The sequence below is a fragment of the Streptomyces kunmingensis genome, assembly GCF_039533535.1.
Lineage (GTDB): Bacteria > Actinomycetota > Actinomycetes > Streptomycetales > Streptomycetaceae > Streptomyces > Streptomyces kunmingensis.
Genome location: NZ_BAAATS010000001.1, coordinates 23,548 through 37,077, shown reverse-complemented (window position 1 = coordinate 37,077; position 13,530 = coordinate 23,548). Strand labels below are relative to the sequence as shown.

At 71.9% G+C, this 13,530-nt stretch carries 13 protein-coding genes and 1 riboswitch; of the genes, 8 read left to right on the top strand and 5 right to left on the bottom strand.

All coding sequences use genetic code 11. From position 1 onward, the window contains the following. Window positions 1–2 precede the first annotated feature (2 nt). The 3 genes from ABD366_RS00175 (at window position 3) to ABD366_RS00165 (ending at window position 3,204) form a co-directional block, all read left to right on the top strand. Window positions 3–629, top strand: coding sequence for a TetR/AcrR family transcriptional regulator (locus ABD366_RS00175; RefSeq protein ID WP_324768372.1), 627 nt, complete (start codon window positions 3–5; stop codon window positions 627–629). Between the two features lie 423 nt (window positions 630–1,052). Continuing rightward, entirely contained in the window at window positions 1,053–1,664 is a 612-nt protein-coding gene (locus ABD366_RS00170) for a DUF4126 domain-containing protein (protein ID WP_324768374.1), read from the top strand. Window positions 1,665–1,707: 43 nt separating this feature from the next. Beyond that, window positions 1,708–3,204 carry a phytoene desaturase family protein gene (locus ABD366_RS00165; protein WP_324768376.1) on the top strand — a complete coding sequence of 499 codons (1,497 nt, stop codon included), beginning with the start codon at window positions 1,708–1,710 and terminating at the stop codon, window positions 3,202–3,204. A gap of 54 nt (window positions 3,205–3,258) precedes the next feature. Here ABD366_RS00165 and ABD366_RS00160 read toward each other — a convergent pair whose 3' ends face one another. The 5 genes from ABD366_RS00160 to ABD366_RS00140 form a co-directional block, all read right to left on the bottom strand. Next, on the bottom strand, window positions 3,259–4,191 hold the full coding sequence (locus ABD366_RS00160; protein WP_324768377.1) for an SCO2102 family sporulation regulator: 933 nt from the start codon (window positions 4,189–4,191) through the stop codon (window positions 3,259–3,261). 45 nt (window positions 4,192–4,236) lie between these two features. After that, entirely contained in the window at window positions 4,237–5,157 is a 921-nt protein-coding gene (gene metF / locus ABD366_RS00155; protein WP_324768378.1) for a methylenetetrahydrofolate reductase [NAD(P)H], read from the bottom strand. A 97-nt stretch (window positions 5,158–5,254) separates the two neighbouring features. Continuing rightward, window positions 5,255–5,902 carry a thiamine phosphate synthase gene (gene thiE / locus ABD366_RS00150; RefSeq protein ID WP_324768379.1) on the bottom strand — a complete coding sequence of 216 codons (648 nt, stop codon included), beginning with the start codon at window positions 5,900–5,902 and terminating at the stop codon, window positions 5,255–5,257. Between the two features lie 72 nt (window positions 5,903–5,974). Further along, window positions 5,975–6,340: an Rv2175c family DNA-binding protein gene (locus ABD366_RS00145; protein ID WP_324768380.1), complete on the bottom strand. Its 366-nt coding sequence runs from the start codon at window positions 6,338–6,340 to the stop codon at window positions 5,975–5,977. 76 nt (window positions 6,341–6,416) lie between these two features. Continuing rightward, complete coding sequence (locus ABD366_RS00140) at window positions 6,417–7,649, bottom strand: NAD(P)/FAD-dependent oxidoreductase (protein WP_324768382.1); 1,233 nt, start codon at window positions 7,647–7,649, stop codon at window positions 6,417–6,419. 162 nt (window positions 7,650–7,811) lie between these two features. After that, window positions 7,812–7,924: riboswitch (TPP riboswitch) on the top strand. On the opposite strand from ABD366_RS00140, the gene thiO reads away from it, so the two are divergent. The 5 genes from thiO to ABD366_RS00115 all read left to right on the top strand — a co-directional run bounded on the left by thiO (window position 7,922) and on the right by ABD366_RS00115 (window position 13,486). Next, window positions 7,922–9,115, top strand: a complete 1,194-nt coding sequence (gene thiO, locus ABD366_RS00135; protein ID WP_324768383.1) for a glycine oxidase ThiO — start codon at window positions 7,922–7,924, stop codon at window positions 9,113–9,115. Its footprint overlaps the riboswitch before it by 3 nt. After that, window positions 9,112–9,312 (top strand): sulfur carrier protein ThiS, encoded by a 201-nt coding sequence (gene thiS / locus ABD366_RS00130; protein WP_324768385.1) that lies wholly within the window; start codon window positions 9,112–9,114, stop codon window positions 9,310–9,312. Before thiO ends, thiS begins: the two co-directional genes overlap by 4 nt. 7 nt (window positions 9,313–9,319) lie before the next feature. Next, complete coding sequence (locus ABD366_RS00125) at window positions 9,320–10,114, top strand: thiazole synthase (RefSeq protein WP_324768386.1); 795 nt, start codon at window positions 9,320–9,322, stop codon at window positions 10,112–10,114. Window positions 10,115–10,197: 83 nt separating this feature from the next. Continuing rightward, entirely contained in the window at window positions 10,198–12,117 is a 1,920-nt protein-coding gene (gene pknB / locus ABD366_RS00120) for a Stk1 family PASTA domain-containing Ser/Thr kinase (RefSeq protein WP_324768388.1), read from the top strand. A gap of 499 nt (window positions 12,118–12,616) precedes the next feature. Then, window positions 12,617–13,486 carry a deoxyribonuclease IV gene (locus tag ABD366_RS00115; protein WP_324768390.1) on the top strand — a complete coding sequence of 290 codons (870 nt, stop codon included), beginning with the start codon at window positions 12,617–12,619 and terminating at the stop codon, window positions 13,484–13,486. The last annotated feature ends 44 nt before the right edge of the window (window positions 13,487–13,530 follow it).

Here is a 13,530-nt window from a genome sequence, read left to right as displayed (position 1 = left end):
GCATGGAAAGCAGCACACGGCGCCAGGCCACCCGGCAGAAGCTCTACGAAGCCGCTGTCACGCTCATCGCGGAGCAGGGTTTTTCCGCCACGACGGTCGACGAGATCGCCGAGCGCGCCGGGGTCGCCAAGGGCACCGTCTACTACAACTTCGCCAGCAAGTCGGTCCTCTTCGAGGAGCTGCTGCGACACGGCGTCGGGCTCCTCACCGCCTCCTTGCGGGACGCGGCGCAGAGGGCCGGCGAGAAGGGCGGCAGCAAGGTCGACGCGCTGGACGCGATGATCCGCGCCGGCCTCGTCTTCATCGACGAGTACCCGGCGTTCACGCAGCTCTACGTAGCCGAACTGTGGCGCACCAACCGTGCCTGGCAGTCCACCCTCGCCGTGGTCCGCCAGGAGGCCGTGGCCGTCGTGGAGGGCGTGCTGCGCGGCGCCGTGGAGGGCGGTGAGCTGAGCGACGAGATCGACATCCCGCTGACGGCGGCCGCCCTGGTGGGCATGGTGCTCGTGGCCGCGCTCGACTGGCAGGCGTTCCAGCCGGAACGCTCGCTGGACGATGTGCACGCGGCGCTGTCGTTCCTGCTCCAGGGGCGGGTCGGTGGCGGGCAGCCGCTGACCGGGCGGGCCTGAGCGGGCAGCCGCTGACCGGGCAGCCGCTGACCGGGCGGGCCTGAGCGGGCGGGCCTGAGCGGGCGGGCCTGAGCGGGCGGAAAAAGAGCGCCGGTCCGGCAAGGCCTGTGGTCGATCTCAGGCCTCACCGGACCGGCGTATCCCCCGTTTCCCCCGTCGGACCCCCGTTGGGTCTCCCCCGGGTCCCCCGTGCCTCGCTCCCACCCTTGCGGGCGAGAGGAGCGGCCAAGGGCGCCGCGTCCGTTCCGCCGCCCCGTGTCGGCGGTACCGGAGCCGCGCCCCTCTCCGTGGTGACCACTCTTCCGTCTGCGCAGGTCGCGACCCATCCGTGCATCTACTCATCTCCCTTACTGAGTACGGATACTCAGCCCTGCGCGCTCAACCTCAGGCACGGAGAGTGCCCTACTGGTTACGATCTTGTCCGTGTCCGTACTCCCCCTGGTCTTCACCAGCGGCTGGGCGAGCGGCATCAACGCGTACGCGGTGGTCCTGCTCCTCGGCATCTTCGGCGCGACCGGCCTGACCGACGAGGTCCCCGAGTCGCTGCAGCGCCCCGACGTCCTGATCGTCGCCGGAGTGCTCTTCCTGTGCGAGGCCGTCGCCGACAAGATCCCGTACGTGGACTCGGCCTGGGACACGGTGCACACCGTGATCCGGCCGGTGTCGGGCGCGGTCGTCGGGGCGCTGCTCGCCGGGCAGAGCGGCTCGCTGTCCGATCTGGCGGCGGGCGCGATCGGCGGCTCCACGGCCCTGGCCAGTCACGCCGTGAAGGCGGGCACCCGGATGGCGGTCAACACCTCGCCCGAGCCGGCCTCGAACTTCGTGCTGAGCACCGCGGAGGACCTCGGGGTCGGCGCCGTCGTGACCTTCGCGATGTTCCACCCCGAGGCGGCCGCGATCATCGCGGCGGTCCTGCTGGTCCTCGGGCTGCTGATGCTCTTCCTCCTCGTCCGCCGCATCCGCCGGTTCCTGCGCAGACGCGCCCAGCGGCGCGAGGAGAAGCGCCTCCTCCGGGAGGCTCCGCCGCCCTCGTGACCTGCGAGCGGCGTTGTCAGTGGCGGCCGATAAAGTCCCTGGCATGGCACGAATTGCGGTGATCGGCGCAGGCATGGGCGCCATGGCGGCCGCCGCTCGGCTGGCCGTCGCGGGCCACCGACCGGTGGTCTTCGAGCGCGGGTCGACGTACGGCGGCGCCGTCGGCCGGATCGAGCGCGACGGCTTCGCGTTCGACACCGGCCCGGGGCTGCTCCCGCTGCCCGCGGTCTACCGCGACCTGTTCATCAAGACGGGCAAGGAGCCCCTGGAGGACCTCGTCGGTCTGACGCAGGTGGAGCCCGCGGTCCGGCACGTCTTCGCGGACGGCACCGTCACGGACCTGCCGAACGCGCGGCGTGCCGGGGTGGCAGAGGCGCTGGACGCGGCGGTCGGCGCGGGCGCGGGGACGCGCTGGTCGGCGTTGATGAACCGGGCGCGGGAGGCCTGGGACCGCTCGCGGCGCCCCCTGCTCGAAGAGCCCCTGTGGCCGAACTGGCAGGTGCTCGCCGACCGTGAGCCGTACCCGGCCGTGACCCAGAAGCGGTTGCTGCGCAAGGACCGCACGGCGAAGACGCTCGCCGACATCGGGGTGCTCGAGCTGGGCGGGGACCCGCGCCTGGTGGCGCTCCTGGAGCAGTACGCGCTGGCGTACGGCCTCGACCCCCGTACGACACCGGCGAGCGCGGCCGTCCTGCCGTACATGGAGCAGACGTTCGGGACGTGGGCGGTCAGCGGGGGCCTACGGGCGCTCGCGGACGCGGTGTACGCGCGCTGTCTGCAGCGCAAGGTCGAGTTCAGATTCGGTACGGCTGTCACGCGCATCGTGGTGAAGGACGGCCGCGCCGCAGGCGTCGAGCCGGCCGGGCACCCGGCCGAGGACGCCGAGTTCGTCGTGGCGGGCGTCGCGCCGAGTGTGCTCGACGGGCTGCTGCCCGGGCAGTCGGTGCGGGGCGAGGTACCGGCTCAGTCCGAGGCGTCGGTGCCGAGCCGGCTCACGGTCCATCTGGCGCTGCGCGGGCCCCGGCCCGACGGCACGCCGTACCGGACGGTGGTGCACGGGTCGGACCGGGACGCCGAGGCGGCCTGGCTGTTCGACGGCGGTCCGCGGCCCGCGAGACCGACCGTCGCCGTGCTGCGGACCGCCGAGGCGTCCCAGGTTCCGGACGCCGACCACGAGGCGGTCACCGTCACTGTGACCGTGCCGCCGCACGCGCGCGTGGGCGAGGCCGACGTGGAAGCGGTCCTCACGGCGGCCGAGCGTGCCGTGCCCGGCCTGCGCGACCGGCTCCTGTGGCACGAGATCCGTACGCCGCAGGACATCGCCGAGGCGACCGGGGCGGCGGGCGGGGCGGTGCCCGCGCCCGCCCTTGCCGCGGCTCAGGGACGGCTGCTGCATCCGGCCAACAGGACGGAGCTGCCGGGGCTGTTCGCCGTGGGCGGCTGGTCGCACCCCGGCGGCGGACTGCCGCACGCGGGGATGTCCGGGGCGCTGGTGGCGGGTCTGATCGTGGAGGGCCCGGAGTTCCGCGGCTCGCAGTGAGCCGCGGCGGGCTGTCGGCTCAGTACCGGTACTGAGCCGAGGCGGGCTGTCGGCTCAGTACCGGTACTGCTGCTCGTTGTAGCCGGTGTCGTACCCGGTGTTCGGGTCGTGCTGCGGATACGACGGGTAGGGCTGCTCGGGCGGCAGCTCGCCGCCGTAGCCCTGCTGCTGCTCGTCGCCGTTGCGCTGCTGCGGCACCCAGACGCCGCCGGGAGGGGTGTCCGTGCCGTAACCGTTGGCCGTCGCGTACGGGTCGCTGTACTGCTGCTGGCCGGCGGCGTACGGGTCGCCGTACTGGGGCTGCTCCGGGTAGCTCTGCGCCCCGATGTACGGGTCCGAGTAGGGCGCGGCGTACGGCTGTTGCCCGGTGTCGTAGCCGTAGTTCTGCTGGTCGTAGCCGTAGGACCCGGTGTCGTAGCCGTAGCCCTGGTTGCCGTGGTCGGCCTGGGTCGCCTGGGCGTACGCCGCGTCGCTGTAGACGCCGTACTGGCCGGTGTCGTCGGGCATCGGCTCGGTGGTGGCGTACACGGCGGTGGACTCCGCGGGCGTCTCCGGGGTTCCCGCAGCCGGCGCGTACTCCGGCTGTACGCCCTGCGCATACTCCGGCTGTACGCCCTGCGCGTACTCCGGCTGCGCGCCCTGCTCGTACTCCAGGTCGGAGACCTCGAGCGTCGGGTCCTTGCGGGCCGGCTCCCTCTTGCGGCGCTTGCTGCCGCCCTCCGCCGCACCCGGGGCGTTCTTGATGGCCCAGCCCGCCGCGAACCCGCGGCGGAACGACAGCGTGACGTACGTCTGCCCGACCGCGAAGGCGATCGCGCCGATGCCGATGACGTACACCGACGGGATCAGGACACCGAGGACCACCCCGAGGAAGCCGCCGAAGGCGAGCAGGCGCCAGCGAAGACGCGCCTTGTACTGCAGCAGCACCTCACCGAGGAGCCACAGCGCCACCAGTCCGAACGCGATGTAGAGGACCGCCCAGCCCATGTACGCCCCTCTCGTACGGCCGTATCCCCTTGCGGGTACGGCCCATCAGGCCTGCTGTTCGTGCAGGCCCAGGTTCTCGTAGATCTCCAGCGTCGCAGTGGAGTTGTTGAGCGTAATGAAGTGCAGACCCGGTACACCCTCGTCAAGCAGCTTCGCGCAGAACTCCGTGGCGAACTCGATTCCAATGGAGCGTACAGCGGCTGGATCGTCTTTCGCTGTGAGGATCCGCTCTTTCAGCGCCGGAGGGAAGTCCGCGTTGCTGAGCATCGGCAGTCGTTCGAGCATGCGCACGCTCGTCACCGGCATGCATTCCGGAATGATGGGCGTCTCGCAGCCCGCCGCGGCGACCCGGTCGCGCAGCCGCAGGTACTCCTCCGGGTAGAAGAACATCTGCGTGATCGCGTAGTCGGCGCCCGCCCGGCACTTGTCGACGAAGTGCCGCACGTCGGTGTCCCAGTCCGCGGAGCGCGGATGCATCGCGGGGAACGCGGCGACGCCGACGCAGAAGTCCCCCGACTCCTTGATCAGCTCGACGAGTTCGGCGGCGTACGTCAGCCCTTCCGGATGCGAGATCCAGTCGGCCATGGGGTCGCCCGGCGGATCTCCACGCACGGCGAGCATGTTCCGGATCCCGGCGTCGGCGTACTGGCCGATGATGTTGCGCAGTTCGGCGACGGAGTGCTCGACGGCGGTGATGTGGGCGACCGGCGTCAGCGTCGTGTCGGCGACGATCTGCTCGGTCTCCTTGACCGTGCCCGCGCGCGTGGAGCCACCCGCGCCGTACGTCACGGAGACGAAGTCCGGCGAGACGGCCTCGACCCTGCGCAGGGCGTTCCACAGGTTGCGCTCGCCCTTCGGGGTTTTCGGCGCGGAGAACTCGAAGGAGTACGTCGCCTTCCCCGCCGCGAGCATGTCGCGCACGGTGCGGGCTCGATCAGTCCTGGTGGAAGGGGTGCCAAGGGCCATACGGGCAGGTTACTGAGGGAATCCGGTAGCCCCTAATCCCCGTCCACCTTGCGGACAGCCGGGCGCGACGCCGCTTCTCGGAGGCGCTGTGCGGGGGTCACACCGAGCGCAGGCGCTTGGCGAACTCGGCCGCCGCGGCCGCCGGATCGTCGGCCTCCGTGAGGGCGCGGACCACGACGACGCGACGGGCACCCGCGTCCAGGACCTCGTCCAGGTTCCCCAGGTCGATGCCGCCGATGGCGAACCAGGGGCGGTCGGTGCCCAGGCCGGCGGTGTGGCGCACCAGGTCGAGGCCAGGCGCGTGCCGGCCGGGCTTGGTCGGGGTCGGCCAGCAGGGGCCGGTGCAGAAGTAGTCCACGCCCTCCTGGACGGCGGCCGCGGCGGCCTCCGCGGCGGCGTGCGTGGAGCGGCCTATGAGGACGTCCTCGCCGAGCAGGGCGCGGGCCGCGGGGACGGGCAGGTCGCCCTGGCCCAGGTGCAGGACGTCGGAGCCGCTCGCGTGCGCGACGTCCGCCCGGTCGTTGACCGCGAAGAGCTTGCCGTGGCGGCGGGCCGCCTCGGCGAACACGGCGAGGTGCTCCAGCTCCTCGCCTGCCTCCATGCCCTTGTCGCGCAGCTGCACGATGTCCACGCCGCCGGAGAGCACGGCGTCGAGGAACTCCGGCAGGTCTCCCTGGCGCTTGCGGGCGTCGGTGCACAGGTAGAGCCGGGCATCGGCGAGCAGGGCGCGCTTCGGGTCGGCCATGGGACATCCCCCGTTGTGTCGGTGGCGTGCGCACCACGAAGCCCGTGGTGCGCACGCCGGACGGTTGTCAGGTCAGACGGCGAGCGCCTGGGCGCGGCGCTTCACCTCCGTGCCGCGATTCTCGCTCAAGGCCTGCGCGGGCGTCCCCGGCAGGCTCGGGTCGGGGGTGAAGAGCCACTCCAGCATCTCCGCGTCGCTGAAGCCGTCGTCCCGCAGGAGCGTCAAGGTGCCGGTGAGGCCCTTGACGATCTTGTCGCCGTCGATGAAGGCGGCGGGCACGTGCAACGCCCTGTTCTCACCACGGCGTACGGCGATCACCTGGCCCTCCTTCACCAGCTGTCGCACACGCGTCACCTCGATGCCGAACTGCTCGGCGATGTCGGGAAGGGTGAGCCAGTCGGGGACGAGAGCATCGATCTTTGCGTCAATCTCGGTCACGGGACAAGCGTGCCATCCCGCACTGACAGTCGGAAGTCGGGGCGGGCTGACCAGGTGTTTCCGTGCCCGGTGGCGGTCACGCCACGGCGGATTTCAGGGGCTGGGCCGGATCGGCCAGGCGGTCCGGGTCCAGGACGGTGCCCGCCTCGATGAGCTTGCGGCCCTGGGCCAGATCGCGGGGTTTGCCGACCGCCAGCACGCCGACCAGAGCGCCCTCGCGCAGCCAGCACACCGACCAGGCCGCGCCGGCCGGGTCGCCGCGCCACACCGTCGTGTCGGCGGCGCCGTGATGGCCCGCGTACTGCACGAATCGGCCGAACTGCTCGGACCAGAAGTAGGGCACCGGGTCGTACACCGCCGGTGTCTCACCGATGATGTTCGCCGCGACGGTGCGCGGCCCCTGTAGGGCGTTGTCCCAGTGGTGGACCAGCAGACGCTCGCCGTAGCGCCCCGAAGGGAACGAGGAGCAGTCCCCGACGGCGTACACGTCCGGCACGGAGGTCCGCAGGCCCGCGTCGGCCACCACTTCGCGGTGGACACCCAGCTCGATGCCGGAGCCGGCCAGCCAGCCCGTGGCCGGGCGGGCGCCGATGCCGATGACGACGGCTCCGGCGGGCAGCCGCGTCCCGTCGTCCAGAGTGACGAAGCCCGGCTCGACGCTCTCCACGCGCGCGCGGGTGCGCAGTCGGGCTCCCGCGTCCGCGTACCAGGCCGCCATGGGGGCGGCGACCTCGGCGGGCAGTGCCCCGGCCAGCGGCCGCTCGGCCGCCTCCACGACAGTGACCCGGCAGCCGGCCTCGCGGGCGGCGGTGGCGAACTCGGCGCCGATCCACCCGGCGCCCACGACCACCACGTCACGCTGCTCGGCGAGGACGGGCCGCAGCCGCTCGGCGTCGTCCAGGGTGCGCAGCAGATGTACGCCGGGGACGCTCTCCGCGCCCGGCAGCCGGACCGGTTCGGCGCCGGTGGCGACGACCAGGACGTCGTAGGCGACCGGGCCCGTGGCCGTGTCCAGTTCGTGGTCGCCGGGCCGCAGCCCCGTGACCTCCCGGCCCAGCTCCAGAGTGACGCCGAGCGCCTCGAAGTCCACGTCGAAGGCCGAGCCGTCGGCCTTGCCGAGCAGGACGGCCTTGGACAGCGGCGGCCGGTCGTAGGGCCGGTGCGGCTCCGCGCCGATCAGCGTGACCCTGCCGGGAAAGCCCTGTTCACGCAGGGCCACGGCCGTCTGCACGCCGGCCATGCCCGCGCCGACGACGACGACGTGCCGCTGTCCCTGAGGTGTCCCGTTGCCGCTCCGCTGCTCGCTCACCGGATCACCTTAGGCACTTGATCTTGCGTCAGTCAGCGACGCGGACCACTCCCGGGCCGTGACGTCCTGCACACGTGTCACCGGTTTAGCGATCAAGCGGCCCTGCCTGCCACTGGCGGCCGTACTTACTGAGGGTCGTGCGCAGGAGTTAGGGTGACGGCGTAAAGCACTCGCGGGAGCCCGTACGCAGCGGGCTGAGAGGGAGGCTGGGCGGCCTCCGACCGTACGAACCTGATCCGGGTCATGCCGGCGAAGGGAGGGGCTGGACGCCCATGTCGCGTACTCCACCCGAAGCCACCGACGTACTGGTCGTCGGTGGCGGCATCATCGGTCTGGTCACCGCCTGGCGGGCCGCGCAGCGCGGTCTGTCCGTCGCGGTCGTGGACCCCGAACCGGGCGGCGGTGCCGCCCAGGTGGCGGCCGGCATGCTGGCCGCCGTCACCGAACTGCACTACGGCGAGCAGACGCTGCTGAGTCTCAATGTCGAGTCCGCGCGCCGCTATCCGCAGTTCGCGGCCGAGCTGTCCGAGGCCAGCGGCAAGGATCTCGGCTACCGCGCGTGCGGCACGCTGGCGGTCGCGCTGGACGCGGACGACCGGGCGCACCTGCGTGAACTGCACGCGCTGCAAAGGAAGTCGGGTCTGGAGTCCGAGTGGCTGTCGGGCCGCGACTGCCGCCGTCTGGAGCCGATGCTCGCGCCGGGCGTACGCGGGGGCCTGCGGGTCGACGGTGACCACCAGATCGACCCGAGAAGGCTCGCGGACGCCCTTGTGACGGCCTGCGAGCGTGCGGGCGTGGTCTTCCACCGGTCGCGGGCCGAGCGGCTCTCTGTCGTACGGGACCGGGCGCGCGGCGTCCTGCTGAGCGGGGGCGACGAGCTCGCGGCCGGGCAGACCGTGCTCGCGGCGGGCAGCCACAGCGGGCGGCTCGCGGGGGTGCCGGACGAGGTACGGCCGCCCGTCCGCCCGGTCAAGGGCCAGGTCCTGCGGCTGACCGTGCCCCCTCGGTACGCGCCGTTCCTCAGCCGCACGGTCCGCGCGGTCGTCCGCGGCAGCCACCTCTACCTGGTGCCGCGCGTCAGCGGCGAGCTCGTCGTGGGCGCGACCAGCGAGGAGCTCGGCTGGGACACGACGGTCACGGCGGGCGGGGTCTACGAGCTTCTGAGGGATGCGCACGAACTCGTCCCCGGCATCACGGAACTGCCCCTGACCGAGACCTGCGCGGGTCTGCGCCCCGGCTCGCCGGACAACGCGCCGCTGCTCGGCCCGACGGCCCTGCCCGGCCTCCTCCTGGCCACCGGCCACCACCGCAACGGCGTGCTGCTCACGCCGGTCACCGGGGACGCCATGGCGCAGGTCCTGACCACCGGCGAACTCCCGGAGGAAGCTCGCCCGTTCACCCCCGGGCGGTTCTCCGGCCAAGGGCCCGGCGCCCTCAGTGACGTCTCCATGGAGCAGCCCGCATGAACGTATCGCTCAACGGTGAGCCGCGCGCGGTGACCGCCGACCTCACCCTCGAAGCCCTCGTCACCACGCTCACCACAGCGCACTCCGGCGTCGCCGCCGCCCTCAACGAGACCGTCGTCCCGCGCACCCAGTGGGCCGCGACCGCGCTCCGCGAGGGGGACCGCGTCGAGGTCCTCACAGCCGTACAAGGAGGCTGACTCGTCCATGGCCGACGACGCTTTCGTCCTCGGGGACACCACGTACTCCTCGCGCCTGATCATGGGCACGGGAGGCGCCCCGAGCCTCGACATCCTGGAACGCGCCCTGACCGCTTCCGGCACCGAACTCACCACAGTGGCGATGCGCCGCGTGAACGCGACCGTGCACGGCTCCGTCCTGTCCGTCCTGGAAAAACTCGACATACAGGTCCTGCCGAACACGGCGGGCTGCTTCACCGCCGGCGAGGCGGTCCTCACGGCCCGCCTCGCGCGCGAGGCGCTCGGCACGAACCTGGTCAAACTCGAGGTCATCGCCGATGAGCGCACCCTGCTGCCCGACCCGATCGAGACTCTGGACGCCGCCGAGACCCTGGTCGACGACGGCTTCACGGTCCTCCCCTACACGAACGACGACCCGGTGCTCGCCCGCAAGCTGGAGGACGTGGGCTGCGCGGCGATCATGCCGCTCGGCTCCCCCATCGGCTCCGGGCTCGGCATCCGCAACCCGCACAACTTCCAGCTGATCACCGAGCACGCGCGCGTGCCGGTGATCCTGGACGCGGGCGCGGGCACGGCCTCCGACGTGGCACTCGCCATGGAGCTGGGCTGCGCGGGTGTGATGCTCGCCTCTGCGGTGACCCGCGCGCAGGAGCCGGTGCTCATGGCCGAGGGCATGCGGCACGCGGTGGAGGCGGGCCGGCTCGCGTTCCGGGCGGGCCGCATCCCCAAGCGGCACTTCGCGGAGGCCTCCTCACCCACCCAGGGCCGCGCCCACCTCGACCCGGAGCGCCCGGCCTTCTGACAGGGTCACAGCTCTGCTGCAGTACGGGCCCGGTCCCGCAGCGGGCAGGGGGCCTGTCAGTCACTCCTCGTACACTCACCAGCGTGGACACGACCCTTCAGGACCCGTTGCTCGGGCATGTGCTCGACGGCCGGTACCGCGTCGACGCACGCATCGCGGTCGGCGGGATGGCCACGGTCTACCGGGCCGTGGACACCCGCCTCGACCGCGTGCTCGCGCTCAAGGTGATGCACCCCTCGCTGGCCACGGACGCGACGTTCGTCGAGCGTTTCATCCGCGAGGCCAAGTCGGTGGCCCGCCTCGACCACCCGAACGTCGTGGGCGTCTACGACCAGGGCGCCGAGGGCGCGTACGTCTATCTGGCGATGGAGTACATCGCGGGCTGCACGCTCCGCGACGTCCTGCGGGACCGTGGTGCGCTCAAGCCCCGTGCGGCGCTGGACATCCTGGAGCCGGTGCTCGCCGCGCTCGGGGCGGCGCACCGTGCGGGCTTCGTGCACCGCGACATGAAGCCGGAGAACGTCCTGATAGGGGACGACGGCCGGGTGAAGGTGGCGGACTTCGGGCTGGTCCGGGCGGTGGACACCGTCACGAACACCACCGGGACACTCCTCGGCACGGTCTCGTACCTGGCGCCGGAGCAGATAGAGGACGGTACGGCGACGCCCGGCGTGGACGTCTACGCGTGCGGGGTGGTCCTCTACGAGATGCTGACCGGCGGCAAGCCGCACTCCGGCGACACCCCGGCCCAGATCCTCTACAAGCATCTGAACGAGGACGTCCCCCCGCCTTCCACGGCCGTACCCGGCCTGCCCCCCGCGATCGACAACCTGGTCGCGTCGGCCACGGCGCGCAACCCGCAGGTCCGCCCGCACGACGCGGTGGCCCTCCTCGCCCACGTCCGCGAAGCGCGTTCCGCGCTGACCGAGGCTGAGCTGGACACGGCGCCGCCGCAGGCGCGGGACGCGGAGCACGCGGGTGCGGACGACCGTACGAGTGTGCTCCCGCGCGCGGTGCAGTTGCCGCTGCCCGCGGAGGAGGACGGTTTCCACCGCACGAGCCGCCTGGAGAGTCCGCCTCCGTCACCCCCGGCACCCGCACGCCGCAGGGGCGGCAGGCCGCGCCGCGGCACGTTCGCCATCATCGCGGCGCTCCTCTTGGTCCTCGGGGTCGGCGCGGGCGTCTGGTACATCAACTCGGGCCAGTTCACCAAGGTCCCGCCCCTGCTGGCCAAGACCGAGGCCCAGGCGAAGCAGCGCCTGGACGAGGCGGGCCTGCGAGCCGGCGGCAAGACCACGTACAAGTACAGCGACGCGTACAAGCGCGGCACCGTCATGGCCACGGACCCGGAGGCCAACGCCCGTATCCGTGACGACGGGACGGTGAACCTGACGGTGTCCAAGGGCCCGAAGACGGTCAAGGTCCCCGACCTGGAGGGCACGCGTCTCGCGACGGCGAAGAGCGACCTCGAGAACCGGGGTCTGGCGCCGGGCATGGTCACCAAGAAGTTCAGCGAGGACATCGCCAAGGGCGCCGTGATCAGCACGGACCCGGAGGCGGGCTCGACCCGGACCTCCGGTTCCGCGGTCGCCCTGGTCGTCTCCAAGGGCCCGCCGGTCGACGTCCCCGACGTCACGGGCGAGTCCGAGGACGACGCCGTGGCCGAGCTGGAGGAGGCCGGTCTCGAGGCGGAGATCGCCACGGCTCGGGTGACTTCCGACGAGGACAAGGGTGACGTGGCCCGTCAGTCCCCCAGCGAGGGTCAGCTCTCCGAGGGCGACACGGTGACCCTGACGATCTCCAAGGGGCCTCCGATGGTCGAGGTGCCTGACGTCACGGGCATGAGTGTCGATGACGCGCACGACAAGCTTGAAGGTGCGGGGTTCGAGGTGGACGAGGAGCGGGGGATTCTCGGGCTCTTCGGTGACACGGTGCGGAGTCAGTCCGTGGAGGCCGGCGAGGAGGCCCCCAAGGGCTCCACGATCAAAATCACCATCCGCTGACAGCTCCTTCGCCGGAGGGGCCGGAGACGATTCGTGCACCCGGCACTCGCGCCCGGCCCCGGGGCTCCGCCCCAGCCCCCGCTCCTCAATCGCCGGAGGGGCTTGATCGGCCACAGCCGGAGTGGGGGGATTGCCACGCGCTCCGCGCTGGGGCGGAGCCCCGGGGCTCTGCCCCGGACCCCGCTCCTCAATCGCCGGAGGGGCTTGATCGGGAACCGCCGGAGGGGCTGGGTCGGCACAGCCGGACGGGCTCGAATGGGACAGGTATCCGACGGCGGGAGGGGGCGGTCGGGGTATGTCCGCGCGCAGCACCTCTGCCCCTGGCCACGGCGGCCGAAGCAAGCAGCAATGACATCGAGATGGCGAGCACGGACATACCCCGACCGCCCCCGCACCCACCCACACACCTGCCACAGCAAAACGCATAGCCGCCAACGAAACCGCAACCAGCCACCCTCCCTTCACAGCACACCCAAACACCCATGGCACTCTTGACCGAGTGAACAGCAACACCCGCAACCCCATCGGCGGCCACGTCCCCGTAGCCGGCGGCCTGGCCTCCGTAGGGCTCGCGTACGCCCAGGACGTCCAGGCCGAGACCGTCCAGGTCTTCGTGGCCAACCCGCGCGGCTGGGCCACTCCCCCCGGCAACCCCCAGCAGGACGAGACGTTCCGCGCCGCCTGCGCAGCCGACGGCATCCCGGCCTACGTCCACGCCCCGTACCTGATCAACTTCGGCTCGCACACCGAAGCCACCGTGGAGAAAAGCGTCGTGTCGATGCGGCACAGCCTCCGCCGCGCCCGCGCCATCGGCGCCCTCGGCGTAGTCGTGCACACGGGCTCGGCCACCGGCGGCCGCGACCGTTCCGTGGCCCTGGCCCAGGTCCGCGAGCACCTGCTCCCGCTCCTGGACGAGCTGACCCACGACGACGACCCCTTCCTCCTCCTGGAGTCGACCGCGGGCCAGGGCGCGTCCCTCTGCTCACGCACCTGGGACTTCGGCCCGTACTTCGACGCCCTGGACCACCACCCGAAGCTGGGCATCTGCCTGGACACCTGCCACATCTACGCGGCCGGCCACGACCTGGTCGCCCCGGGTGGCGTGAAGCAGACCCTGGACCTCCTGGTGGACACGGTCGGCGAGGGCCGCCTCAAGCTGATCCACGCGAACGACTCCAAGGACGTGGTGGGTGCGCACAAGGACCGCCACGAGAACATCGGCTCGGGCCACATCGGGGCGGAACCCTTCCAGGACCTGATGACGCACCCGGCGACGGAGAACGTGCCGCTGGTCATCGAGACGCCGGGCGGCAAAGAGGGCAACGCGGCGGACATAGCCCGCTTGAAGGCACTCCGCGCCACAACCTGAAACCGCAACCTGAAACGGAGAACCCGAAACGAAGAACCCGAAAG

Excerpts from the sequence above, each read along its gene's own strand:
- ABD366_RS00125 (WP_324768386.1), top strand. The coding sequence starts at position 9,320 with ATGGCCGACGACGCTTTCGTCCTCGGGGACACCACGTACTCCTCGCGC.
- thiE (WP_324768379.1), bottom strand. The coding sequence starts at position 5,902 with ATGGCCGACCCGAAGCGCGCCCTGCTCGCCGATGCCCGGCTCTACCTG.
- ABD366_RS00175 (WP_324768372.1), top strand. The coding sequence starts at position 3 with ATGGAAAGCAGCACACGGCGCCAGGCCACCCGGCAGAAGCTCTACGAA.
- ABD366_RS00160 (WP_324768377.1), bottom strand. The coding sequence starts at position 4,191 with ATGGGCTGGGCGGTCCTCTACATCGCGTTCGGACTGGTGGCGCTGTGG.
- thiO (WP_324768383.1), top strand. The coding sequence starts at position 7,922 with ATGTCGCGTACTCCACCCGAAGCCACCGACGTACTGGTCGTCGGTGGC.
- ABD366_RS00165 (WP_324768376.1), top strand. The coding sequence starts at position 1,708 with ATGGCACGAATTGCGGTGATCGGCGCAGGCATGGGCGCCATGGCGGCC.
- thiS (WP_324768385.1), top strand. The coding sequence starts at position 9,112 with ATGAACGTATCGCTCAACGGTGAGCCGCGCGCGGTGACCGCCGACCTC.
- metF (WP_324768378.1), bottom strand. The coding sequence starts at position 5,157 with ATGGCCCTTGGCACCCCTTCCACCAGGACTGATCGAGCCCGCACCGTG.